At 46.4% G+C, this 24429-nt stretch carries 23 protein-coding genes and 1 other RNA gene; 6 read left to right on the plus strand and 18 right to left on the minus strand.

Annotated features, from left to right (window positions below; genetic code table 11):
• Positions 1-106 precede the first annotated feature (106 nt).
• The gene (locus tag ACT6PV_RS08625; RefSeq protein ID WP_445115976.1) at positions 107-733 is read left to right on the plus strand and encodes a regulatory protein RecX; all 627 of its coding nucleotides are present in this window, start codon (positions 107-109) and stop codon (positions 731-733) included.
• A 78-nt stretch (positions 734-811) separates the two neighbouring features.
• On the opposite strand, the gene ffs is transcribed toward ACT6PV_RS08625, so the two are convergent.
• Both ffs and ACT6PV_RS08635 read right to left on the minus strand, forming a co-directional pair.
• Positions 812-908: signal recognition particle sRNA small type (gene ffs, locus ACT6PV_RS08630), an RNA gene on the minus strand.
• An 81-nt stretch (positions 909-989) separates the two neighbouring features.
• A complete protein-coding gene (locus tag ACT6PV_RS08635; protein ID WP_445115977.1) occupies positions 990-1259 on the minus strand; it encodes a hypothetical protein in 270 nt (89 codons plus the stop codon).
• On the opposite strand from ACT6PV_RS08635, the gene ACT6PV_RS08640 reads away from it, so the two are divergent.
• Entirely contained in the window at positions 1229-2098 is an 870-nt protein-coding gene (locus ACT6PV_RS08640; RefSeq protein ID WP_445115978.1) for a YbgF trimerization domain-containing protein, read from the plus strand. The genes ACT6PV_RS08635 and ACT6PV_RS08640 overlap by 31 nt on opposite strands.
• A 115-nt stretch (positions 2099-2213) precedes the next feature.
• Here ACT6PV_RS08640 and lpxA read toward each other — a convergent pair whose 3' ends face one another.
• From lpxA to rimO, 12 genes are all read right to left on the minus strand, one after another.
• Positions 2214-3002, minus strand: a complete 789-nt coding sequence (gene lpxA, locus ACT6PV_RS08645; RefSeq protein WP_445115979.1) for an acyl-ACP--UDP-N-acetylglucosamine O-acyltransferase — start codon at positions 3000-3002, stop codon at positions 2214-2216.
• Entirely contained in the window at positions 2999-3484 is a 486-nt protein-coding gene (gene fabZ / locus ACT6PV_RS08650; RefSeq protein WP_445115980.1) for a 3-hydroxyacyl-ACP dehydratase FabZ, read from the minus strand. The genes lpxA and fabZ overlap by 4 nt, the downstream gene beginning before the upstream one ends.
• A 3-nt stretch (positions 3485-3487) precedes the next feature.
• Positions 3488-4558, minus strand: coding sequence for a UDP-3-O-(3-hydroxymyristoyl)glucosamine N-acyltransferase (gene lpxD, locus ACT6PV_RS08655; RefSeq protein ID WP_445115981.1), 1071 nt, complete (start codon positions 4556-4558; stop codon positions 3488-3490).
• Between the two features lie 3 nt (positions 4559-4561).
• On the minus strand, positions 4562-5041 hold the full coding sequence (locus tag ACT6PV_RS08660; RefSeq protein ID WP_445115982.1) for an OmpH family outer membrane protein: 480 nt from the start codon (positions 5039-5041) through the stop codon (positions 4562-4564).
• 51 nt (positions 5042-5092) lie between these two features.
• On the minus strand, positions 5093-7597 hold the full coding sequence (gene bamA / locus ACT6PV_RS08665; RefSeq protein ID WP_445115983.1) for an outer membrane protein assembly factor BamA: 2505 nt from the start codon (positions 7595-7597) through the stop codon (positions 5093-5095).
• Between the two features lie 40 nt (positions 7598-7637).
• A complete protein-coding gene (gene rseP / locus ACT6PV_RS08670; protein WP_445115984.1) occupies positions 7638-8993 on the minus strand; it encodes an RIP metalloprotease RseP in 1356 nt (451 codons plus the stop codon).
• A 1-nt stretch (position 8994) separates the two neighbouring features.
• Positions 8995-10191: a 1-deoxy-D-xylulose-5-phosphate reductoisomerase gene (gene ispC / locus ACT6PV_RS08675; RefSeq protein WP_445115985.1), complete on the minus strand. Its 1197-nt coding sequence runs from the start codon at positions 10189-10191 to the stop codon at positions 8995-8997.
• Positions 10192-11016, minus strand: coding sequence for a phosphatidate cytidylyltransferase (locus ACT6PV_RS08680; protein ID WP_445115986.1), 825 nt, complete (start codon positions 11014-11016; stop codon positions 10192-10194). It abuts the gene before it with no gap.
• On the minus strand, positions 11017-11769 hold the full coding sequence (gene uppS / locus ACT6PV_RS08685) for a polyprenyl diphosphate synthase (protein WP_445115987.1): 753 nt from the start codon (positions 11767-11769) through the stop codon (positions 11017-11019). It lies immediately after the preceding gene.
• A gap of 6 nt (positions 11770-11775) precedes the next feature.
• A complete protein-coding gene (gene frr / locus ACT6PV_RS08690; protein ID WP_445115988.1) occupies positions 11776-12330 on the minus strand; it encodes a ribosome recycling factor in 555 nt (184 codons plus the stop codon).
• A 77-nt stretch (positions 12331-12407) separates the two neighbouring features.
• The gene (pyrH, locus tag ACT6PV_RS08695) at positions 12408-13136 is read right to left on the minus strand and encodes a UMP kinase (RefSeq protein WP_445115989.1); all 729 of its coding nucleotides are present in this window, start codon (positions 13134-13136) and stop codon (positions 12408-12410) included.
• Positions 13137-13196: 60 nt separating this feature from the next.
• Complete coding sequence (gene rimO / locus ACT6PV_RS08700; RefSeq protein ID WP_445115990.1) at positions 13197-14540, minus strand: 30S ribosomal protein S12 methylthiotransferase RimO; 1344 nt, start codon at positions 14538-14540, stop codon at positions 13197-13199.
• A gap of 361 nt (positions 14541-14901) precedes the next feature.
• Here rimO and glnL point away from each other — a divergent pair, with 361 nt between their 5' ends.
• Positions 14902-16014: a nitrogen regulation protein NR(II) gene (gene glnL / locus ACT6PV_RS08705; protein WP_445115991.1), complete on the plus strand. Its 1113-nt coding sequence runs from the start codon at positions 14902-14904 to the stop codon at positions 16012-16014.
• Positions 16001-17488 carry a nitrogen regulation protein NR(I) gene (gene glnG, locus ACT6PV_RS08710; RefSeq protein ID WP_445115992.1) on the plus strand — a complete coding sequence of 496 codons (1488 nt, stop codon included), beginning with the start codon at positions 16001-16003 and terminating at the stop codon, positions 17486-17488. The genes glnL and glnG overlap by 14 nt, the downstream gene beginning before the upstream one ends.
• Before the next feature lie 128 nt (positions 17489-17616).
• Here the strand turns inward: glnG and prpC are convergent, their stop codons facing one another.
• Positions 17617-18762 carry a bifunctional 2-methylcitrate synthase/citrate synthase gene (gene prpC / locus ACT6PV_RS08715; RefSeq protein ID WP_445115993.1) on the minus strand — a complete coding sequence of 382 codons (1146 nt, stop codon included), beginning with the start codon at positions 18760-18762 and terminating at the stop codon, positions 17617-17619.
• A gap of 2 nt (positions 18763-18764) precedes the next feature.
• Positions 18765-19649 carry a methylisocitrate lyase gene (prpB, locus tag ACT6PV_RS08720; RefSeq protein ID WP_445115994.1) on the minus strand — a complete coding sequence of 295 codons (885 nt, stop codon included), beginning with the start codon at positions 19647-19649 and terminating at the stop codon, positions 18765-18767.
• A 309-nt stretch (positions 19650-19958) separates the two neighbouring features.
• On the opposite strand from prpB, the gene ACT6PV_RS08725 reads away from it, so the two are divergent.
• Together ACT6PV_RS08725 and argF are read left to right on the plus strand one after the other, a co-directional pair.
• Positions 19959-20612 (plus strand): TetR/AcrR family transcriptional regulator, encoded by a 654-nt coding sequence (locus ACT6PV_RS08725; RefSeq protein ID WP_445115995.1) that lies wholly within the window; start codon positions 19959-19961, stop codon positions 20610-20612.
• 117 nt (positions 20613-20729) lie between these two features.
• On the plus strand, positions 20730-21650 hold the full coding sequence (argF, locus tag ACT6PV_RS08730) for an ornithine carbamoyltransferase (RefSeq protein ID WP_445115996.1): 921 nt from the start codon (positions 20730-20732) through the stop codon (positions 21648-21650).
• Positions 21651-21710: 60 nt separating this feature from the next.
• On the opposite strand, the gene ACT6PV_RS08735 is transcribed toward argF, so the two are convergent.
• Together ACT6PV_RS08735 and clpA are read right to left on the minus strand one after the other, a co-directional pair.
• Positions 21711-22064: a YnfA family protein gene (locus tag ACT6PV_RS08735; protein ID WP_445115997.1), complete on the minus strand. Its 354-nt coding sequence runs from the start codon at positions 22062-22064 to the stop codon at positions 21711-21713.
• A gap of 83 nt (positions 22065-22147) precedes the next feature.
• Positions 22148-24424: an ATP-dependent Clp protease ATP-binding subunit ClpA gene (gene clpA, locus ACT6PV_RS08740; RefSeq protein WP_445115998.1), complete on the minus strand. Its 2277-nt coding sequence runs from the start codon at positions 24422-24424 to the stop codon at positions 22148-22150.
• Positions 24425-24429 lie beyond the last annotated feature (5 nt).

Consider the following 24429-nt stretch of genomic DNA (forward strand, 5'->3'; position numbering starts at 1 on the left):
AGCACAGATGATGCTACCCTCAGCTTCATGGGGATAAAATCATTTCACTGACTTACTGAAAAACCCAGGCAAGCCCCGATACTTTAAAGTGCAGATCTGATCGCATATGAGCCATTCAAAATTTCCGAAAATACTCGACTACCATGCTTTAAAGGAACAGTTTGGCGATGACTGCTCAGCTGAATCAACAGTTACAGACAAAGCGCTGTGCCCTACTGCTGATGAAGCCTGTTCAGCGCCCGATGCTGAACAGGCTATAGAACAACAGCCACCTTCCGGCCTGACCGGCAGCCGCCTTCGTTCCTATGCCTTTGCAGTACTGACCCGTCGGGAATATTCAAAAGCCGATCTGACTGAAAAACTGGCTATGTACGCAGCGTCCCGGGAAGAAGTGATTGCACTGGTGAATGAACTGGCCCGGGAAAACTACCAGAGTGATCGGCGTGTTGCAGAAATGATGCTGGCCAGTCATGTCCGCAGGGGCAAGGGGCCCAATCGCATCAAACTGGCTTTACGCAGCAAACAGATTGATAAAACACTGATTCAGCAGGATCTGAGTGAAATTGACTGGTATGAACAGGCCTATCAGCTCAAAATCAGAAAATATGGAACTGAGGTTACCCGGGATCCACGCCTGAAAGCAAAGCAGATTCGTTTTTTACAATACAGAGGCTTTGACATGGACGCGATTATGAAGGCGATTACCAGACAGGTAGAGCAGGACTGTCAGTAAATATCGACAGGAAAAGCGGGATACAGGGATTTTTATTTTTCTTTAATTCAACTTTATCTACAACTCAACTGGTGGCAACCCTGTCAGCAAAACTTCGGCACATCATAGTTCTATTACCGTTGCTACCTTCCGGTCCTGGCGGGGTTCACAGAGTACAATTGCGAAGCCACCAACAGGGCTACCATTGCAAGGACAGAGTATAGAGATTTTTTACCATCTTGCAAGCCTGTCTTTGTCATTTGCACAAATGATTCATTCATTTGATTATTTCATCATCAAAACCGGATCCATTTAAAAAACAGTATGGTACATCCACCGCTTCCTGCTCACATGGCCGCCCTTCTCCATTATTTATAAAGAAATACTGGAAGATTGTAAAAGTATCTTGCAATTCATGGCTGAGCCGTTTTAAATGATCCGAAATTATTGAATTTTGGTTGTCTTTATCTTTAAAAAGATTGAGATACTCAATCTGCCGAATATGATGGATTTCAAATGATGCTAAAAAAGCATGCTGTTTTTTCAATTGCCCTGCTCAGCTCGGCAATGCTGTACGCCATTCCTGTTGAATCCCGTGGTCTGAGTCAGTCCGGTACTTCAGGCAACAATTCAGCGCCTGCCGCCAGTAATATGAACTGGGATCTGATTCAGAAAAATCAGCAACTGGAAAATCAGCTTCGTGAATTACGCGGCAAAATTGAAGAACAGGATCATGCCATTGATCAGTTGAATAAGGAACTGACCAATCGATATACAGACCTGGATCAACGACTGGAACTGTTGAATCAGAAAGTGGACCCGGAAAGCAGCCAGACAGATGATGCAGGATCCACCGGATCAACACCTACGGAAGCGCCGGCTGACACAGCACAACCGGATGCCGGGACACCGGCATCTTCCGCTCCGCCTGAACCGGCAGCTGTACCACAAAAAACTGAAGAAGCTACCACATCGGTAAATGGTAACAATACAGCCGTCAACACCAGCAACCCACGGGAACTGGAAAAAGCTGCCTATACCGTCGCACTGGATGCCTACAAAAAAGGTGGTGCAAAACAGGCCATTCAACCCATGCAGAATTTCATCAAAAATAACCCAGACAGCATTTATACCGGTAATGCATATTTTTGGCTGGCAGAATTTAATCTGGCCATAGATCCACCCAATTATAACGAGGCAAAAAAACACTATGAGACGGTTGCCTCAAAATTTCCAAAATCATCCAAGGCACCACGCGCACTGTTCCAGCTGTATAATATTGCCCGGGAAGTCAATAAAAATACCGCCACGGCAAATGTTTATAAAACCAAATTACTCAATAGCTACCCGCACTCTGAAGAAGCCGGTTATTTCAAAAAAGCCTGATCAATACGATCCATTCATATCTGATTCAGAATGGCAACACACAACAATAAAAAAAACATCGCCAGGATGTCTTTTTTATTGCATACTGTTTTGATGAAATATCAGCAGCAAAAATCTAGCGGATAATGCCCCGTTTCGACTGTACCAGTGAATCAATCAATAACTGTACTTCAGCTACGGAAGGCAAAATTTCTTCACGAATTTTATCCAGCGCCTGTTCAGTGGTTAAATTGGCTTTATAAATCAGTTTAAAGGCATCCCGCAGACCCTGAATCACCTGTTTCGACCATCCCTTACGGCGCATGCCTTCAACATTCATTGCAAAGGCGTGGGCAGGATTACCTGAAACCATGACATAGGCAGGCACATCCTTCAGAATCAGCGATGCTCCACCAATCATACTGTACGAGTCAATTTTGCAGAACTGGTGGATCCCGGAGTTCCCCCCCACCACTACAAAATCTCCGACCTGAACATGCCCAGCCACACCTACATTGTTGGCAAAGATATTGTGATCCCCGACAACACAGTCATGAGCAATATGGGTATTTACCATCAACAGGTTATGACTGCCAATACGGGTCAGGCTATTGTCCTGTACAGTCCCTCTGTGCAGCGTACAATGCTCACGGATTTTATTGTGATCACCAATTTCCAGCCAGGTTTCTTCGCCCTGATATTTTAAATCCTGACAAATTTCACCGACACTGGCAAACTGAAATATTTCATTATGTTCACCAATCCGGGTATAGCCCCCCACCACAACATGTGAATGGATTTTAGTTCCTGTACCAATGGTGACGCTGGGACCAATCACTGAATAGGGACCGACCTCGACCCCCTGAGCAATCTTTGCAGATGAATCAATAATAGCGGTGGGATGAATTAAATCTTTATTGCTCATGCTTGCTCTAATTTCTGATGAGAAATGATAATTTCTGCTGTTGCTGCCACCACACCATCTACACTGGCTGTACATGAATATTTGTAAATGCCACGTTTTTGCATCACCAATTCAGATTTTAGCATGAGTTGATCACCTGCCACGACCTGTTTTTTAAAGCGCACCTTTTCCACGCCGGCAAACAGAAACAATGAAGATGGGCTGGGTTTTTCATCGTTAATGATAAAGCCCAGAATTCCGGAAATCTGGGCCATTGCTTCAACAATCAGCACCCCCGGCATAATGGGATAATCCGGGAAATGGCCCTGCATGAATTCTTCATTAATTGAAACGTTTTTATATCCGGTAATACCGCTTTCCGTCACTTCCGTCACACGGTCAACCAGTAAAAAAGGATAGCGATGCGGCAGATATTCACGAATTTCCCGGGCTTGCATGGGCAACTCCGGCACCTTAAAAGGCAGAGATTCAGACTCAGTCATAATTTATTTACGCGATTTTAAAATTGATTCAAGGGATTCGATTTGAGCCTGCATATGATCCAGTTGTTTCACCAGTCGGGTCAATGGCACATCTGCTAATTGTCGCAAGCGTACAACCGTTTTTTTCCACTGAGAATTTTCAAAAATACCTGTTCCCGAAGAATATGTACCAGCCTCTGAAATACTTTTTGTGGCCATTGACATTCCGGTCAGTGTCACGTTATCTGCTATGGAAATATGGCCAACCATCCCTACAGCACCGGCAAGCACACAATTTCTGCCAATCACTGCACTGCCGGCAATGCCGCATTTTGCCGCAATGGCTGTATTCTGACCAATATGAACATTGTGTGCAATTTGCACAAGGTTATCAATAATGACACCATCTTCAATGATGGTATCATCCAGTGCGCCCCGATCTATACTGCAATTCGAACCAATTCGGACATCATTGCCAATCCGGACAGAACCCAATTGAGCGATTCGATGCCATTTCCCCTGGTAGGGTGCAAAACCGAAACCTTCTCCGCCAATGACAGTACTGGCATGAATACGGACACGATCGGCAATTTTTGCAGCACCCACAATGCTGACATGTGAGTCAATCACACAATCCCGACCAATTTTCACGTCATCGCCCAGGGTTGTCTGTGAAAGGATCACCGTGTTCTCACCAATCTCACAGTTTTCACCTATAACGACAAAATGTCCAATATAGGCCGTATCGGAAATAACAGCAGACGCGGCGATCTGTGCCGTCTTTTCAATACCCCTCTGATGTGTTTTTTTCTCGAACACATGCGTCAGAATGGCAAAGGCGAGATAAGGATTATCCACGACAATAAAATTATGATGACTGGTCAGCTGCTGCTGTATTGCCGGGGTGACAATCAGTGCACCGGCGCTGGAAGCCTGAGCTTCCACAAGATGCTTATCGCCGTTTACAAAAGAAAGCTGCTGTGGCTGTGCCTGCTCCAGACTGGCAAGACCATGCAGAACAAAATCTGACTGACCGATTGACTCACCCTGAACAAGCTGAGCCAATTCATAAAGCTTAAAATGATGGACGTTCATTGACTATTTGATGGCATTAACTTTCTGAATCATTTTAGCAGTTAAATCATTTTTTGCATCAAATGCCAGTGCCGCATTTTTATTTAAAATAAAATCCAGGTTGTTTTCCTGACGCAACTGTTCTGCTGCCTGTTTCACACGTGCTTCAAATGTCGCGTTGGTGCTCTGAATCGCCGTTTGAACCTTGCTCTGAACACCCTGCTGAACGCTCTGGAACTCATTGACTTTGGCCTGATATTGCGTATTGATCTGCTCAACATTAGCCCCTTTGGCCTGTGCCTTTTGCTTCAGGGCATCAATATCTTTGGTAATCTGTTCGAGCCTGCCACTCTGAGGCTTAACCGACTGTTCCAGACTTGCATTCTGCTGCTTCAGATAGGTACTGCCTTCAACCACTTTCTCGATATCAATCACACCATAACCGGCAGCATGTACAAACCCACTCAGACTCAGACCCATAACTGCATACATCATTTTTTTCATATTATTTTCCTCAATTTCATTGTAAAACACTGGAGTGGAACAGTCGTACTTTTAGAAAGTACGACCAATTTCAAACTGGATGGATTTTGTTTCATCACCCGGCTTATCATTCAATGGGAATGCATAACTTAATGACAGTGGCCCAATCATGGTAATCCAAGTAAAGCCAACACCAACACTATAACGCAGATTTCCAAGATCAAACTTGTAATTGTCATCACAGTATTGTTTTGCATCCACGGCGGTGGTTGAACCATTCAGATATAAATTACCCTTGGGTATATCACATTTGGTGTCAAAAACCTGCCCGCCTTCTGCAAAAATGACTGGGCGGACCTGACGTGCCCAGTCACCCTTAAACGGCACCGGTAAAACCAGTTCAGTACCAAACTGAACCAATGCATTACCACCGACTTCTTCAGGGTCATAGTCCTGGACACGCTGTCCATTATAGGTGACACCCGGGTATTGCGGCCCCAGGGTACTGTTATCATAACCACGTACCGAACCATAACCACCGGCATAAAAGTTTTTATAGAACGGCAGATCATTACCATAGCCCAGTTTACCATAGCCTCTGAGTACAAAGTCTTTACCCAATGGTACAAATGCCTGAGTATCATAGGTAAGTTTCTGATATTCAACATCACTGCCTGGCAGGGCAATTTCCGCATTAATTCGGTGCGACATCCCTGTAGTCGGGAAAATCGGACGGTTCAGCGTATTATATGACCAGCCCAGATTCAGGTTATAGGTCAGGAATTTTCCTTCAAATTCACTGTCAAAATATTCCCAGCCATCATCATTCGCACCACACAGTCCAGTGGACTCATCAACGCCACTCGGACAATACCGTTGCTGTGCGCCTTTAGAGTGGCCACCATTTGCCAGTAAGTAATCCCGGACATAGGTGGAAACAAACGGACCTGTGGTCACTTTGGTCTGGTCAATATTCAGACCGGCACTGATGTTCTGGTTTTCATCAATCGGGTAACCGAAGCTCAGACCACCACCAATACTGTCTGTCACATAGTTATTAACGTTATAGTCATCATTCAGTTTAGTTTTACGGTAGTACATATTATAACCACGACTGACCCCATCAATGGTAAAGTACGGGTCCGTTACACTCAGGTTATAGTAATCCTGGGTTTCTGAACGGGACAGATCAATCGCCACCCGGTTCCCTGTTCCCATAAAGTTGGTCTGACTTAAACCTGCCTGGAAGGTCACACCACCATTCTGAGAGAAACCCACGGCCAGGGTACTGGTCCCCGAATGCTGCTCCTCGACATTGACATTTAAGTCAACCTGATCCGGCGCACTGGGAACACGAACCGGTTTGATGTCCACGGTTTTAAAGAAACCGGTTCTTTCCAGACGAACCTTCGACAAATCAATTTTTTCATTGCTTGCCAGTGCGCCTTCCATCTGACGCATTTCACGACGCAACACTTCATCGGCAGTTTTGGTATTGCCTGAAAAGCTGATACGACGGACAGTCACCTGCTGTCCCGGATTAATATAGTAGTTTAGATCCACCACATGTGTTTCATTATTAATTTCCGGTACGACATTCACTTCAGTGTAGTAATAGCCGGCATTACCATATTTACGCAGCAGCAACTGCTTAACCGCATTCACTTTTTCCTGTGAGTAAGTGGTGCCATCGGCATAAATCTGTAAAGCTTTCAGTTCTTCAGGCTTGTACAGCGCATCGCCCAGGAATTTGGATTCACCGAATTTAAATTGTTCGCCTTCATGGACGGAAACTTCAATAAAGATATGCTGTTTATCTTCACTGATATTTAAGTTCGAACTGTTAATATCAAAGTTGATATAACCCTTGTTCAGATACAGTGCGCGCAGTGCTTCAAGACTTGCAGACATTTTTTCACGGGCATAACGGTCATTACGGGAAATCACCGACATCCAGCCGCTTTCCTTGACAGCAAAGGCCTGTTTGATTTCATCATCCTTAAACACGGTATTGCCAATGACGTTGATATCAAAAACCTTTGCTGCTTTGCCTTCGTTAAAATTAACATTCAGCTCCACCCGGTTATTGGGTCTTGCCAGTGTTTCCACTTTAACATCAGCATCGTAACGGCCCTGTTGGGAGTACTGCTGTTCCAGTTCAGTTTCCATCGTTTGCAGTGCAGATTTTTTCAGCACTTCCCCTTCTGCCAGGCCCATCTTCTTCAGACCATCTTCCAATGCTTCCTTTGGAATCAGCTTATTACCCTTAAAATTGATCTTTGAAATTACCGGACGTTCAACAACAGTGAACACCAACACATCATTTTCCCTGGATGCCTGAATATCATCAAATAAATCAGAAGCATACAACTTGCGTATTGCATCGGCAATTGCAGGATCACTGACCCGATCACCACTGTTCAGGGGCAACATGCCCAACACATTACTCTGGGTCAGACGTACCAGACCATCCACACGGATATCCCGTGCGATAAATTCGTCTGCTGCATAGACGTGTTGTACTGCCGCCATGGCACTGACCAGTGCCAGTGGCATAAATAAATGTGAGCGCTGCATGCCTATTGTTTTCCAGTAAGTTAATTTTCCATCTATAACGTTATAAACGCATAAAATCATTAAATATTGCAAGGAGCATCATACTTCCCAACAGTACCATACCAATTTTTAAGCCAAACATTTGTATTTGTTCAGATACAGGTTTACCGCGTATTGCTTCAATTATGTAATACACCAGATGTCCGCCATCCAGCATGGGAATGGGAAGCAAATTAAGAATCCCCAGACTGACACTCATCAGTGCCATAAATGAAATAAAGGTTTGCCAGCCCATTTCAGCACTCTGACCTGCAACCTTGGCAATGGTAATCGGGCCTGATAAATTATCCAGCCCAATTAAACCACGAATCATTTTTACAATCGAGTTCAGAATCATGCCTGAAATCTGTCCGGTCTTCTCTACCGCAACCACCAGTGCTTCGGCAGGATTATATTGAATCTGCTGTTTATATTCATCAGGAATCACCACCTTGCCGGTCTGAGCTTCAACCCCCAGTAATCCGGTCATATTCCCCATGCCATCACGCTTGCCCTGCGGCATGACCTGCAGCTGCACTGTCTGACCCTGACGCAATACATCAATCGCCAGGAGTTTTTCAGGTGATTTTTTGACTACATCGACCACATCAAACCAGTCTTTCATCTGGACACCATTGATGGCAATAATTTTATCGCCTTCCTTCATGCCCTGACGGATTGCTGCACCATCTTCACTCAGCTTATGTACCACCGCCTGAATTTCAGGACGATACGGTACAAACCCCAGTACATCAAAAGGTGATTCACTCTGGTCTTTCAGAAAGTCATGAATCGGTAGTTCAAAAGCCTTTAACTGTCCCTGCCGTTCCACCTGCACCTGAATCTGTCCTGTTTCGCCGATACGATCAACCAATGCATAATTTAACTTTTCCCAGGTCTGGGTCTGGGCACCATCGACAGCAACAATTTTATCACCGCTCTGCATGTGCATGCTCGCGGCCGGTGTATTCGGCAATATTTTACCAATCCGGGTATTCAGTTGTTCCTGCGCCGGCAAAAACAGAATCCAGAACAACAATACTGCAAAAATCAGATTAATGACCGGACCGGCCGCCACAATGGCAATCCTTTTCCAGGGCGGCTGCCGATTAAAGGCATAGGGTAAGTCCTCAGCGCTGACATTGCCTTCACGCTCATCCAGCATTTTGACGTAACCACCCAATGGCAAGGCAGACAACTGATACTGAATTCCGGATTTTTTTGATATCCATTTTAACAGTGTCGGTCCAAATCCAATGGAATAGACCAGCACTTTCACCCCCAGCTTCCGGGCCACCCAGTAATGGCCAAACTCATGGATGGCAATTAATGGGCCGAGCAGAAAAATCGCTGCGGCAATGATAAAAAGGACATTCATATCAGCTTTCCAATTGCATTATGCGCTGTGAAGCAACTTGCCGTGCAAGCCGGTCTGTTTGCAGAATCAGTTCGATGGACTCCGCCGGACCATTTTGAACCTGATTCAGGCTATGTTCAACTATTTGTGAGATTTCCAGAAAGCTGACTTTATCCTGTAAAAATGCAGCGACAGCCATTTCATTGGCTGCATTGAGAATCGCCGGCGCCAACCCACCGGCCTGCATCGCCTGACGAGCCAGTTTCAATGCAGGAAAACGGATCAGATCAGGTTCCTGAAAATCCAGTCTTGAATGAATGAATGGATTTAACGGCGGCACATGCGTGTGAATACGTTCAGGCCACGCCAATGCATGTGCAATTGGCGTACACATGTCTGGATTACCCATTTGAGCCAAAGTTGAACCATCCACATACTGAACCATGGAATGAATGATACTTTGTGGATGAACCACAACTGTAACAAAATGTTCTTTAATTGAAAATAAATGACATGCTTCAATCAATTCCAGCCCTTTATTCATCAGAGTGGCAGAATCAACCGAAATTTTCTGTCCCATCGACCAATTGGGATGCTGGCATGCCTGAACTGGCGTGACGGTTTTCAACTGTTCCATGGAGTAATTCAGAAACGGACCACCGGATGCCGTCAGTAAAATCTGCGCCACACCGGATTCCGGCTCACCCTTCTTTTCAATCTGCAGATAATCCTCAGGCAGACACTGAAAAATTGCATTGTGTTCAGAATCAACCGGCAGCAATAACGCCCCATGATCTTTTGCAGCCTGCATCATGATGTCACCGGACATCACCAGTGCTTCCTTGTTCGCCAGCAACACCCGCTTCCCGGCACGTACAGCCGCCAGCGTCGGCAAAAGCCCTGCTGCACCAACAATGGCGGCCATGACTACATCCACATCCGGATGTTCAGCCACGGCAATCAATCCGGCCTGATCCGTTAAAATTTCAATATCCTGAATATTTTGTGCTTTCAGCAGCTGAGCCAGCTCATCCGCCCTGGCTGAAGGAACCACCACATAGCGGGGATGATATTGTTTGCATATTTCCACCAGTTCCTGGATACGACTATATGCCGCAATGGCAAAAACTGAATATTTTTCAGGATGTTGTTCCAGAATTTTTAACGTACTTCGACCAATGGAACCCGTTACACCCAATATACAGACAGATTGCGTCATTTACAGATCTACACCAATAAGTTTTAAGACGTACATACCCGCTGCAAAAATAGGCGCAGCTGCCAGTAATGAGTCAATTCTGTCCAGCACACCGCCATGTCCCGGCAAAATACGACCTGAATCCTTCATACCGGCACGGCGTTTCACCATTGACTCAAACAGATCACCCAATACTGAACTGAACACCGTCACGATAGACAAAATCAGAAAAAGAATATGTTGTGCAAGCGTTAAATGCAAATAAACACATTGAACAATCACAATAATAACAGCAACCGTGATTACCCCGCCAATCAGGCCTTCTATCGATTTATTCGGGCTGACATCCGGAGCCAGTTTGTGCTTCCCAAATTTTCGCCCCACAAAATAAGCACCGCTGTCTGCCCCCCAGACCAGCAAAAACAAATACATCAACCACCACGGTGAACTGTTCCACACTTCAAAAATGGCAGTCACTGAAGCACTGATCAATACCAGGCCAATCATATTTAAGGTGACATTATACCAGCCGTCGTATTCAGGATAGGATCTGACCCAGTAAATACTGAACAGCCAGGTCAATATGGAAGCACTCCACAACAGCAGTGCCAGGTCACTGAAATGAAGGGCCATTCCCGAAAACAGGGCGGTTATTAAACCAAAACCGATCGCTTTTATTTTATTGATGCTGTCAGAATGACGGGGCATGAGCTTACACCACTCATAACCTGCCACCCCAGCTGCGATAATCATTAAAACTAACATTGGATATTGTGACGTTGTAGCAAACATACAGCTCAGTACCACAGCCACCAGAATCAATGCGGTAATTATCCGCTCTAACATTTAGTCGTTCTCTGTATTCTCTTGTTGAATTTGCTCTGAGGTTTTACCAAAGCGCCTCTCACGTCCCGAGAAAACATTAAAGGCATGTTCAAGTTCCTGGACGGTAAACTCAGGCCATAAAGTCTGGCTGAAATATAATTCTGCATACGCCGCCTGCCACAATAAAAAATTAGACAGACGATAATCTCCCCCGGTGCGTATTAAAAGATCGACTGGTGGCAGATCCCCCAAACTGATTTCACGACCAAACAATTGTGCATCAATCCGCTCCAGATCCAGCTGCTGATCCCTGACCTGTTGTGCCAGTTTTTTTGCGGTATCCGCAATATCCCACATACCACCATAACTGATTGCAATGGTCAGCGTCATCTGACTGAACTTAGCAGTCCTTTGTTCTGCATGCAACATCAAATCCCTGAGTGCTGAAGAAAGCCGGCTGCGATCACCAATAAAACGCAGTGAGATTTCATATTGCTCCATACGCTGAATCTGTTCATGAATGGCTTCTTCAAGCAATGCCATCAGCAGGTCCACTTCACTTTGCGGCCGGCTCCAGTTTTCACTTGAAAATGCAAATACAGTGAGTGCCCGGACACCGACATTACGGCAGTGCTCCACAATGGGATCCAGTACATTTTTGCCTTCACGGTGTCCAGCACCCTTTTGCAGCTGTTTCTTTTTTGCAAAACGATTGTTGCCATCCATGATAATGGCAACATGTTGAGGAAGAAGATGTTCTTCAGTGCCGGGCATCGAATATCAGACCTTCATCAATTCAGCTTCTTTTGCAGCAAGTCGCTTGTCCACCTCAGCAACATATTTGTCAGTGATTTTCTGAATGTCATCACTTGCACGACGCTCATCATCTTCAGAAATTTCCTTGTCCTTCAACAAAGACTTGACGTCACCCAATACATCACGACGAATGTTGCGGATTGCCACTTTGGCGTTTTCGGCTTCATTGCGCGCAACTTTCTGCATGTCACGACGGGTTTCTTCTGTTAATGCCGGCATCGGTACACGAATGGCATCAGCGCTGATCGGATTCAGTCCCAGATCACTTTCACGGATTGCCTTATCAATGGCGGACACCATTGTCCGTTCAAATGGCTGGACAATCAGCGTACGTGAATCTTCAACACCGACACTTGCCACCTGATTCAGCGGAACATCAGAACCATAGTAAGGAACCATCACACCATTTAAAATGGATGGATGCGCACGGCCTGTACGGACCTTGGCAAAACCCTGTTCCAGGGAGTCCAGACTTTTCTGCATACGCGCTTCACTGTCTTTCTTAAGATCGTTAATCATATGATCTTCCTTACTTATTTATTCAATGGGTGTAACTTAAGGTTTAGTAGTATAAAGAGCTTTCAGGCTGAGGTATATCAGTTTGTCACATGTGTGCCTTCTTTCTCGCCCATAACCACGGAAAGCAATGCACCGGATTTATTCATATCGAACACCTGCAACGGTACATTGTGGTCACGGCACAGACAGATTGCCGTCAGATCCATCACACCAAGTTTTTCATCGAGTATCTGGTCAAAGGTCAGATAATCATATTTGACAGCATCATCATATTTACCCGGATCCTTATTATAGACGCCATCCACTTTGGTTGCCTTAAGAATCAGATCCGCTTCAACTTCAATACCCCGCAGACAGGCCGCAGTATCGGTGGTGAAAAATGGGTTGCCGGTTCCCGCTACAAATACGCAGACTTCGCCCTGGGATAAATGCCGGATGGCATCACGACTGGAATAGGATTCCACCACGGTGCCAATGGACAGCGCAGACATCAAACGGGTTTTGATGTTACGACGCACCAGGGCATCACGCATGGCCAGGCCATTCATAACGGTTGCAAGCATGCCCATCTGGTCACCGGTCACACGTCCAACCAGGCCTTCCTTCTGCAGCTGGCTGCCACGGTATAAATTACCACCACCGACCACAATCCCGACCTGTACGCCCAGTCCAACCAGATGCGCAATGGCCAGTGACATCTGGTCCAGTACTGTTGCATCAATACCCATGTCTTTATTGCCAGCCAGTGCCTCACCTGAAAGTTTCAGCAAAATGCGTGAATAACGCGGATTTTTTGAATCTGACATTTTAAGCGCTCCAATACTGTTCAATCACTAAAATTTTATTGCTGTTCACCCGATGATCCATTATGCCGATTTGATTTTTATTAATCTGGCAAATAAATCATATTCATCCGCATCGATAATTTCCACTTCCAGCAAATCACCGGCTTTAATCAGGTTTTTATCAATATCTTCAACAAAGACATTGCCGTCAATTTCCGGGGCATCTGCATAGGAACGTGCCACCGCAACCGGATATTCGTCTTCAAGATCATCCACCAGTACAGTCATGCTCTGCCCGATGCGTTGCTGCAACTTCGCCGATGAGATCTGCTGCTGAACCTGCATAAACCGCTCATAGCGATCCTGTTTAATCTCTTCCGGCACATGATCCGGCAAGTCATTGGCAGTTGCCCCTTCAACCGGGGAATAGGTAAAACAACCCACACGATCCAACTGTGCCTGTTTCAGCCAGTCCAGTAATAATTCAAAATCTTCTTCGGTTTCACCAGGAAAACCCACCACAAACGTGGAGCGAATCACCAGGTCAGGACATTTTTCACGCCATGATTTCAGACGCTCGAGGGTGTTTTCACTATGGGCTGGTCGCTTCATCAGTTTCAGAATGCGCGGACTGGCGTGCTGGAAAGGAATATCCAGGTAAGGCAGTATTCTACCCTGTGCCATCAGGTCAATGACTGCATCCACATGCGGGTACGGATAGACATAGTGCAGACGCACCCAGATGCCCAACTGCCCCAGCGCTTCACACATATCATAAAATTTTGTCTTAACCGGCTGACCATTCCAGAAATCCAGCTTATATTTTGTATCCACCCCATAAGCGGAAGTGTCCTGTGAAATCACCAGCACTTCCCTGACACCGGCTTTTTTCAATGCCATCGCTTCACTGAGCACAGAGCCGACAGGACGTGAAACCAGGTCACCACGCATACTCGGAATAATGCAGAACGTACAACGGTGATTACAGCCTTCGGATATTTTTAAATAGGCATAATGTTTCGGAGTCAGACGGATGCCCTGTTCAGGAACCAGGTCAACAAAAGGATTGTGCTTTGGCGGTGCCGGAACATATTCATGTACCGCTTCCATCACATCCTGATAAGCCGCAGCACCGGTCACCTTTAGCACACTGGGGTGCATCTGACGGATTTTTGCTTCATCCTTGCCCAGGCAGCCGGTAACAATGACCCGACCATTGGCGCTCATGGCTTCGCCAATCGCATCGAGAGATTCCTGTACCGCAGATTCAATAAAACCGCAGGTATTGACAACCACCAGATCAGCACCATCATAATCGGATGCAACATCATAACCTTCAGTCTTCAACTGAGTTAAAATTCTTTCGGAATCTACCAATGCCTTAGGACAACCTAAAGATACAAAACCGACTTTGGGGGATTTCATGAACCTGCACTCCACTGGATTCCGCGTATTGTATGTCTTTTCCGAATATAAAAACAGGTGCAGTGATCACTCTTTGCGTGATGCACCAAAAAGTAACCTACAGATACACAAAACACAAAAATGCACTATTTTGGATCAAAAATACTGTATTGTGTAAGACTGATGATCTCTGATCTGCCAGATAAGCGCCGTTACTGCACACTTTATGAACTGCCGCGATTAAATATGCACGAATATGAAAAGTTGGCTTACATTTTGCTTTGTATGAGAACAATTTAAATCCATCACTCCTGCAAAAGGGTGAGCATGAAAATAAAGCGCAGCGGTTATTGCGCTATTTTAATACAGGAACTTCCGACTAATGGATCAATACCCGACTGTCGACTACCGATTGTTAGTGGATAATTTGACCACTGCCATTCTATTGGTCGACAGTGATTTAAATATTTTTTATCTGAACTCGTCCTGTGAAACATTATTTGACATCAGTCTGCTTCGGGCTTCGGGCCAGCCCGTAATGAATATTCTGCATGCCCCCACTGACCATTTTAAGACCCATGACGCCTTATTGAACACTTTAAAGAACGGTCAGGCCTATACCCGCCGTGAAGCCACTATTAATGTCAACTTTAAGGACATTCATGTTGACTACAGTGCCTCTCAGCTGAATACCGGAAAAACCACACCACCCTTATTGATGATTGAGCTCAATCCAATTGACCGGATGCTGAAAATTTCAAAGGAAGAAAATTTACTGCAACAGCATCAGGTCACCCGTCAGTTGATCCGTGGGGTTGCCCATGAAATTAAAAATCCACTGGGCGGCATCCGGGGCGCAACTCAGCTGCTTGCCCGCAGTTTAAGCGATCCGCAATATGAAGAATTTACTGACATTATTATCAGCGAAGTGGATCGTTTAAGGAATCTTGCAGATACCATGCTCGGTTCCAGGCAATTGCCAAGCTATGAGCCTGTCAATGTGCATGAACCACTGGAGCGTGTGCGCTCGCTGATTATCAATCAGACCAAAAAGAAAATTAAAATTACCCGGGACTATGACCTGTCATTGCCCGATGTACTGAAAGCTGACCGTGATCAGCTGATCCAGGTCATCCTCAACATCAGTGTCAATGCCGTACAGGCCATGACCGAAAATAAGGAATTTTTTACAGAACATCAGCCTGAGCTGATTCTGCGGACCCGTATTCAGCGCCTGGTCACCATTAACAGCATATTGAATAAATCAGCCATCCGAATTGATATTGAAGACAATGGACCGGGCGTTCCCGAAGAAATCATGGAATCAATATTTTATCCGCTGGTGACAGGACGTGCCAAAGGCACCGGTCTTGGCCTGAGTATTGCTCAGAATATTATGCATCAGCATAACGGAATGATTGAATGTCAGTCCATCGCAGGAAAAACCGTATTCAGCTTATATTTACCCTGGGAGTCAAACCATGTCACACAATAAAATCTGGGTCATTGATGATGATCGTGCAATGCGCTGGGTGCTGGAAAAAACATTCAGGGAAGAAGGCTTTGATGTCACCAGTTTTGAAGAAGCACAATCTGCACTGGATGAGCTGGCAGTCAATGCACCGGACGTCATTCTGACCGATATCCGCATGCCCGGCATTGATGGTTTGACCTTTCTGGGGAAAGTAAAAAGCAACTATCCGGATTTGCCGGTCATTATTATGACAGCACACTCAGACCTGGAATCCGCCGTATCCAGTTACCAGACCGGTGCCTTTGAATATTTGCCTAAACCTTTTGATATTGATGAAGCCCTGGCATTGGTCAACCGGGCCATCATGCATATCAACAAACTGCAGCAGCAGGAATCAGCCAAATCAATTCAGCCCATCCAGTCAGCTGAAATCATTGGTGAATCCCCGGCCATGCAGGAAGTATTCCGGGCTATTGGCCGCTTATCACAATCGCACATTACCGTGCTGATTAATGGTGAATCAGGCACTGGTAAGGAACTGGTGGCCCATGCCCTGCACCGCCATTCACCCCGGGGTAACAAACCCTTTATTGCGCTGAACATGGCAGCCATCCCCAAAGACCTGATTGAAACTGAACTGTTTGGACATGAAAAAGGCGCATTTACCGGGGCCAATACCCAGCGACAGGGTCGTTTTGAACAGGCCAACGGCGGGACTTTATTCCTGGATGAAATCGGTGATATGCCTTTTGAAACCCAGACCCGACTGTTGCGTGTACTGGCAGATGGTGAATTCTATCGGGTGGGTGGGCATATTCCTGTACGTGTAGATGTACGGATTGTCGCTGCAACGCATCAGGATCTGGAAAAACTGGTCCAGGACGGCCGCTTCCGTGAAGATTTATACCACCGTCTGAACGTCATCCGGATTCATATTCCCAAACTGGCGCATCGTTCTGAAGACATCCCCATGCTGGCGCAGCACTTTCTGGCCCGTGCCGGTAAAGAGCTGGGAGTCAGTCCCAAAATCCTGCGGCCCGAAACCCAGGAATACATGCAACAACTGCCTTGGCCCGGTAACGTCCGCCAGCTGGAAAACACCTGTCGCTGGCTGACGGTAATGATTACCGGCCGTGAGGTGTATCCGGAAGATTTACCGGCAGAGCTCAAACAGATTCCCATTCATAAAGCCGGAGATGCAGCGCAGCATCCAGCCGGACTGGATCGGGTTGCCCCACATCACTGGGATGATCTGCTGGGACAATGGGCGATTCAGAAACTTAAAAATGGTGAAATGAAACTGCTTGACGTAGCAACACCCATGTTTGAAACAACGCTCATTAACGCAGCACTGCAACAAACCCGGGGGCGCAAGCGTCATGCAGCTGAACTGCTCGGCTGGGGGCGTAATACCCTGACACGCAAACTGAAGGAACTGGGACTGGACTCCACCGATGATGATGAAGATGACGAAAGCAAAACATCCACTGACTGAGTGAATATCAGCTTCTGAATCCGTGCCGGTTTTATGACCTTACAATGTCACGATCAGTCAATATCATGTGTCTCAAGCCGGCATTCATATAAAGCCTCTCCGTTGAGAGGCTTTATTGATGAACAGTTTTATCCGGCAGCAGCAGCGCTGCGTTGTTCAATCGGTACAACCTTACGCAGTTCAGCACCGATATAATCGGCACTCGGACGGATAATACGATTATCCGCCCGCTGTTCCATGACATGTGCAGCCCAACCGGTTACCCGGCTCATTACAAAAATCGGGGTAAACAGTTTGGTGGCAATGCCCATAAAATGATACGCCGAGGCATGGAAGAAATCTGCATTACAGAACAATTTTTTCTCACGCCACATCACTTCTTCACAGCGCACAGACACTGGATAAAGCACACTGTCGCCCACATGCTCAGCCAGACGGCCTGACCAGATTTTGATGATGCCATTCCTTGGATCATTGTCTTTATAGATGGCGTGCCCAAAGCCCATAATTTTTTCCTTACGCTCAAGCTTCGCCATCATTTCGCGCTCAGCTTCCTCCGGGCCGGTCCAGTGTTCAATCATTTCCATGGCAGCTTCATTGGCCCCACCATGCAATGGACCACGCAATGAACCAATCGCCCCGGCAATGCAGGAATGCATATCCGACAACGTGGATGCACAAACCCGTGCCGTAAAGGTGGATGCATTAAACTCATGTTCTGCATATAAAATCAGTGAGACATTCATGACCTGTTCATGCAGTTGATCCGGTTTTTTCCCATGCAGTAAATGCAGAAATTGAGCGCCGATACTGTCGTCATCGGTATGTTCTTCAATACGCACTCCATCATGGCTGTAACGATACCAGTAACAGATGATGGCCGGCAATGTCGCCAGAATACGATCCGCCACATCCTGCTGTTCAGCAAAGGACTGTTCTGTTTCCAGATTCCCCAGCATGGAGACCCCTGTACGCATGACATCCATCGGATGTGAATCTGCCGGAATGCGTTCCAGCACTTCCTTCAGCGCCTGAGGCAAGGTACGCAGCGATCTGAGTCGGGCCTTATAAGCCTGCAGCTGTGCAACAGTAGGCAATTCACCATAAAAAATTAAATAGGCAACTTCCTCAAACTGGCAGTTTTCAGCCAGATCCTGTACGTCATAACCCCGATAAGTCAATCCTGCACCGCTTTTGCCGACAGTGGACAATGCCGTCTTGCCTGCAACCTGACCGCGCAACCCTGCGCCTGTGAGTACTTTTCCTTCAGCCATTTTTAATTCTCCTGTTTAAACAGCTTATCGAGGGTATTTTCAAACGTATGATAGTCGAGAAATTCGTAAAGTTCCTTCCGCTGCTGCATACGATCCAGTACATCGACCTGGGTCCCCTGTTGCCGGATGGAATGCATGACCTCCAGTGCTGCCTTTTGCATGGCACGGGTTGCAGATAATGGATATAACACCATACTGACCCCCTGCTCACCCAGCTCATCCACTGTATAATAAGGCGTATCACCAAATTCCGTAATATTGGCAAGTACCGGTACACCAACGGCATCACAGACCGTTTTATACATGGTAATGTCGGTCATTGCTTCTGCAAAAATGGCATCTGCACCGGCTTCCACACAGGCACATGCCCGGTCAATGACAGCCTGCAAACCTTCTTTCTGCAAGGCATCGGTACGTGCCATCACTATAAAATCCGGGTCAGTTTTCGCATCCACTGCTGCCTTGATCCGATCCACCATTTCCTGCTGCGGAACAATCTCCTTATTCGGTCTGTGACCACAGCGTTTCTGAGCGACCTGATCTTCAATATGCACCGCTGCTGCGCCTGCATGAATCATCCGTTTAATGGTCCGGGCAATATTGAATGCACCACCCCATCCGGTATCTATATCCACCAGCAGCGGCGTATCCACCCGCTCCGTAATCCGACTGACATCTTCCAGCACATTGTCCAGGCTGGTCATTCCCAAGTCCGGCAGACCATAGGAATAATTTGCAACACCCGCGCCGGACACATAAATGGCTTTATACCCCACCTGTTTTGCCATCATGGCAGCATAGGCATTGACTGTGCCCATAATCTGTAATGGCTTCTCTTCGGTCAATGCCTGTCTAAATCTTAAACCTGCAGATCTTTGTTCTGTCATATTCCCTTCCACGGTCTTTACTGGATTCATCAGAATCTCCGAGTATACTGCCAGATGGCCCCACGCCCATAGTTTTTCTGTTGAAATATATGACCAGTTCAACAGGCTTTTTTCATCAATAATTACAAAGCTTTTATTTCATATATTTAACTGCAATAAAATACGCTGAACGTTGCAGTCCGGCCGACAAAACAGCCTGACCGCAACCGGCGGAAGAACTCTGAGCAGCCCCGGCAATTTAAACAGAATTTCACCGGCCATTTTGCTATACTAAAGCCCGTTAAAAAATATCTGCTGTTTTATTAGCCCATGCATAAAGATTTAGCCGGACTGGAAGCCCCAGGCTGTGATTTACCTCAGACCCGACGTGGGCATGAACGACGTCTTGCGCTTCTGTTAAGTGCAAATGCATTATTTCTTGAACGCGGTTTTGACGCAGTTTCACTGGACGATATTGTCCACCATGCCGGTGGTTCCAAAGCCTCCATCTATAAATACTTTGGCAACAAAGTCGGATTATTCACTGCAATCTGTGATTATCGCCGTGAAATTTTCCTGGAAGGCATCTGTGTTCCCTTTAAACCCGGAAAAGACCAGCTGAAAGGCTATCTCACCAGCACCCTGATTACTTTTTCCCGGCATATTACCGACCCTGAGCATATCGCCTTTATGCGACTGGTGATTGAGCAGTCTCAGAAAAACCCGGAAGTGGCTCTGTACCTGCATGAACAGGGCCCCAAACGGATTCAGCAAGCCATTGCCAGTGCACTGTCCCGCACCGCTGAACAGGGTCAGATCGTTTGCCCTGATCCGATGTATTCCGCCATGATGTATTTTGGCATACTCCGCAATTTTGAATGGCAGATTATCATGGGCCTGCAGCAGCAGTTCTCAGAACAGGAAATAATTGAATATATTCAATATTGCGTTGAACGCTTCCTGGATGGGCATCGGCAAATTTAGTTTTTGCATTTTTATTCGCTTATAGTATATTAGACGGTCCTTTTTTGTTTTTAATCAGCCAGCAATGTATTGCAAGTCGGTTTAATCGCCTCTATATGCAATTATTGTGGAGTAGCTATGACTCTGCGACATTTTCTTACTTTACGGGACTTATCTGCATCAGAACTGAATCACATCATTATGCGTGCGCAGGAACTCAGGCAAATGCAGCATCGCAATGAAGTTTTTCAGCCCTTTGCAGGCAAAGTAATGGGAATGATCTTCGAAAAATCGAGCACACGCACCCGGGTTTCCTTTGAAGCCGGAATGAGTCAGCTGGGCGGCAGCGCCATTTTCCTTTCCTCACGTGATACCCAGCTGGGCCGCGGCGAACCAATTGAAGATTCAGCCCGTGTCATCTCAAGCATGCTGGATATTGTCATGATCCGCACCTTTGGACATGACATTGTCACCCGTTTTGCCGAGCACTCCCGTGTCCCGGTCATTAATGCGCTGACCGATGACCACCACCCCTGTCAGCTGCTGGCCGACATCCAGACATTTGTTGAACACCGCGGTCCAATTAAAGGCAAAAGCGTGGCATGGATCGGTGACGGCAATAATATGTGCAATTCCTATATTGAAGCCGCCGATTTATGGGATTTTAAACTGAAAATTGCCTCCCCAGCGGGTTATGAACCAAAACCTGAGTTTTTAAATGGCTTTGAGCATTGTGCAGAACTGGTGGCCTCAGCAGAAGATGCCGCCACTCAGGCAGACCTGATTGTTACGGACGTATGGGCCAGTATGGGTCAGGAGCAGGAGCAGAAAGTCCGTGAACAGGCTTTTTCCGCCTATCAGGTCAATGAAAGATTAATGGATCTTGCCCATCCGGATTGCCTGTTTATGCATTGTCTGCCGGCGCATCGTGGTGAAGAGGTTTCAGAACACATGCTTGATCATAAAAATGCCGTGGTCTGGGACGAAGCCGAAAATCGCTTACATGCACAAAAAGCACTGATTGAATTTTTAATCAATACAAATTTAAATCAGCACTGAACAGGGTCAGCGTCAGAATAAGCACCGCAGCGTGCTTATTTTTATGAGCCTGTAAAAAAACTAACGCATCAAACCCTGGGGCTGCAGCATAATCACTGCTGCACCGGTCAGCACAATAATTCCGCCAATCAGGTCCCAGCGACTTAAGACAACCTGATCAACCAGTCGTAGCCACATGAGAGCCGTAAAAATATAAACGCCGCCATAGGCCGCATAAATACGCCCGGACGCAGCAGGATGCAATGTCAGTAACCATACAAATACAGCAAGACTGAACACGGTCGGAATCCATAACCAATGACTCCGCCCCTGATTCAGAATCAGATATGGGAAATAACAGCCCAGAATTTCTGCAACAGCCGTGACAAAAAAAAGACCCGATGTAGTGATGATTTTTGTAATGTGAATATCCATACAACTCCAGTAAAAACTGCAAAAAATAACCCGTGCGGTCACGGGTTATTTCATCGTTCAGCTTTTATCGTTCAATCTGTCATTCAGGCCGGTTCAGCGGTCTGGTCTTCAAATACTTCCAGTTTCAGTCCAACTGCCTTGCCATTCTCTTTCTTCACAGAAACAGCGACATTACCGCCATGATCGGCCAACTCACCAAACAGAATCATCTCGGCAAGCGGTTTTTTCAGATGCTCCTGAATCAGGCGCTGCATTGGACGGGCACCCATCAGACGGTCATAACCATTTTCAGACATCCAGTCACGGGCACTCTGATCCACCTCAAGCACCACTTTTTTCTCATCCAGTTGTGCCTGCAACTCTGTCAGGAATTTATCCACCACAGATTCAATCACGGTAGCCGGCAATGCCTTAAACTGAATCACACCATCCAGACGGTTGCGGAACTCAGGCGAGAATGCACGTTTCATGGCTTCCTGGTTGTCATTGCTGTTGTCCTGCTCTGTAAAGCCTATACTGTTCCGGGAAATACTTTCCGCACCAATATTAGTAGTCAGTACAATAATCACATTACGGAAATCAGACTTACGGCCATTATTATCAGTTAATGAACCATGATCCATCACCTGCAGCAGCAGATTGAATACATCGACATGCGCTTTCTCAATTTCATCCAGCAATAAAACACAATGCGGATTTTTATGAATGGCGTCCGTCAGCAGTCCACCCTGATCATAACCGACATAACCCGGAGGCGCACCAATTAAACGTGAAACGGCATGGCGCTCCATGTACTCGGACATGTCAAACCGCACCAGTTCAACCCCAAGCAGTCTGGCCAGCTGTTTGGTGACTTCAGTCTTACCGACACCGGTAGGCCCTGCAAACACAAAACTTCCCACAGGCTTGTCCGGTGATTTCAGACCCGCCCGGGATAATTTGATTGCCGAAGCAAGCGCAGTGATGGCTTCATCCTGCCCGAACACGACCCGTTTTAAATCACGCTCCAGGTACTCCAGCACGGATTTATCATCCTTGGACACGGTCTTGGAAGGAATCCGTGCAATTTTGGAAATAATATCCTCAATATTTTCCACGGTAATCAGTTTATTATCCTGCTCGACTTTCAGACGACGCTGTGCGCCGGCTTCATCAATCACATCAATCGCCTTATCCGGCAAAAAACGGTCATTGATAAATTTAGCAGACAACTCCACCGCAGACACCAGCGCTTTATCTTCATATTCCACGTGGTGGAATTCTTCAAATTTCGATTTCAGTCCACGCAGAATATCAATGGTTTCCGGTATGGATGGTTCATTGATATCAATTTTCTGGAATCGTCGGGACAAGGCATGATCCTTTTCAAATACCTGTCGGTATTCCTGGAAAGTGGTTGAACCTATGCAGCGCAATGTGCCATTGGCCAATGCCGGTTTAATCAGATTGGAGGCGTCCATAGTACTGCCCATACTGGAACCGGCCCCAATGATCATGTGAATCTCATCAATGAATAAAACAGCCTCTGGTTTCTTTTTCAGAGCATTCAGCAATTGCTTTAAGCGCTTTTCAAAGTCACCGCGATATTTGGTTCCTGCCACCAGTGCACCAATATCCAGACTGAAAATTTCAGCATGAGACAATGGTCCTGGCGCCTTGCCATTGACAATTAACCAAGCCAGACCTTCGGCAATTGAGGTTTTACCTACACCGGGGTCACCCACCAGTAAGGGATTATTTTTACGGCGACGGCATAAAATCTGCGCTGCGCGCTCTATTTCCTTTTCACGGCCAATTAACGGATCTGTTTTTCCTTTCTGTGCTTCAGCATTCAGATTCAGCGTATACAGCTCAAGTGGACCGGCATTGGATGACGCCGCAGATTCACCGTCGAGGTCTTCCACCTCTTCTTCAACCTGAATTTCTTCTTTATGTGCGCCATGTGATAAATATTGAGTCAGCGTCAGACGATTAATCTGATGACGTTTCAGCAGGTAAACAGCAAAGGAATCACGCTCGGAATACATGGCCACCAATACATCGGCACCCTCAACCATACGGTCACCACCGCTGGACTGAACATGGAAGATGGCCCGCTGCAGAATCCGGTCAAAACTTTCAGTCGGATGAGGCGCCTGATCACTGTTTTCACCCAGTTTAGGTGAATGCTGTTCTACGTATTCTTCCAGTTCTTTTCTAAGACTGACAATGTCTGCACCGCATGCCTTCAGGGCATTGACCGCAGAATCATTATCGAGCAAAGCCAGTAATAAGTGTTCAACAGTCAGAAATTCATGTCTCTTCTGACGAGCCATACTGACAGCCAGACGTAAGGATACTTCTAATTGACGACTGAGCATAAGAC

This window comes from Acinetobacter sp. WZC-1, assembly GCF_052544965.1.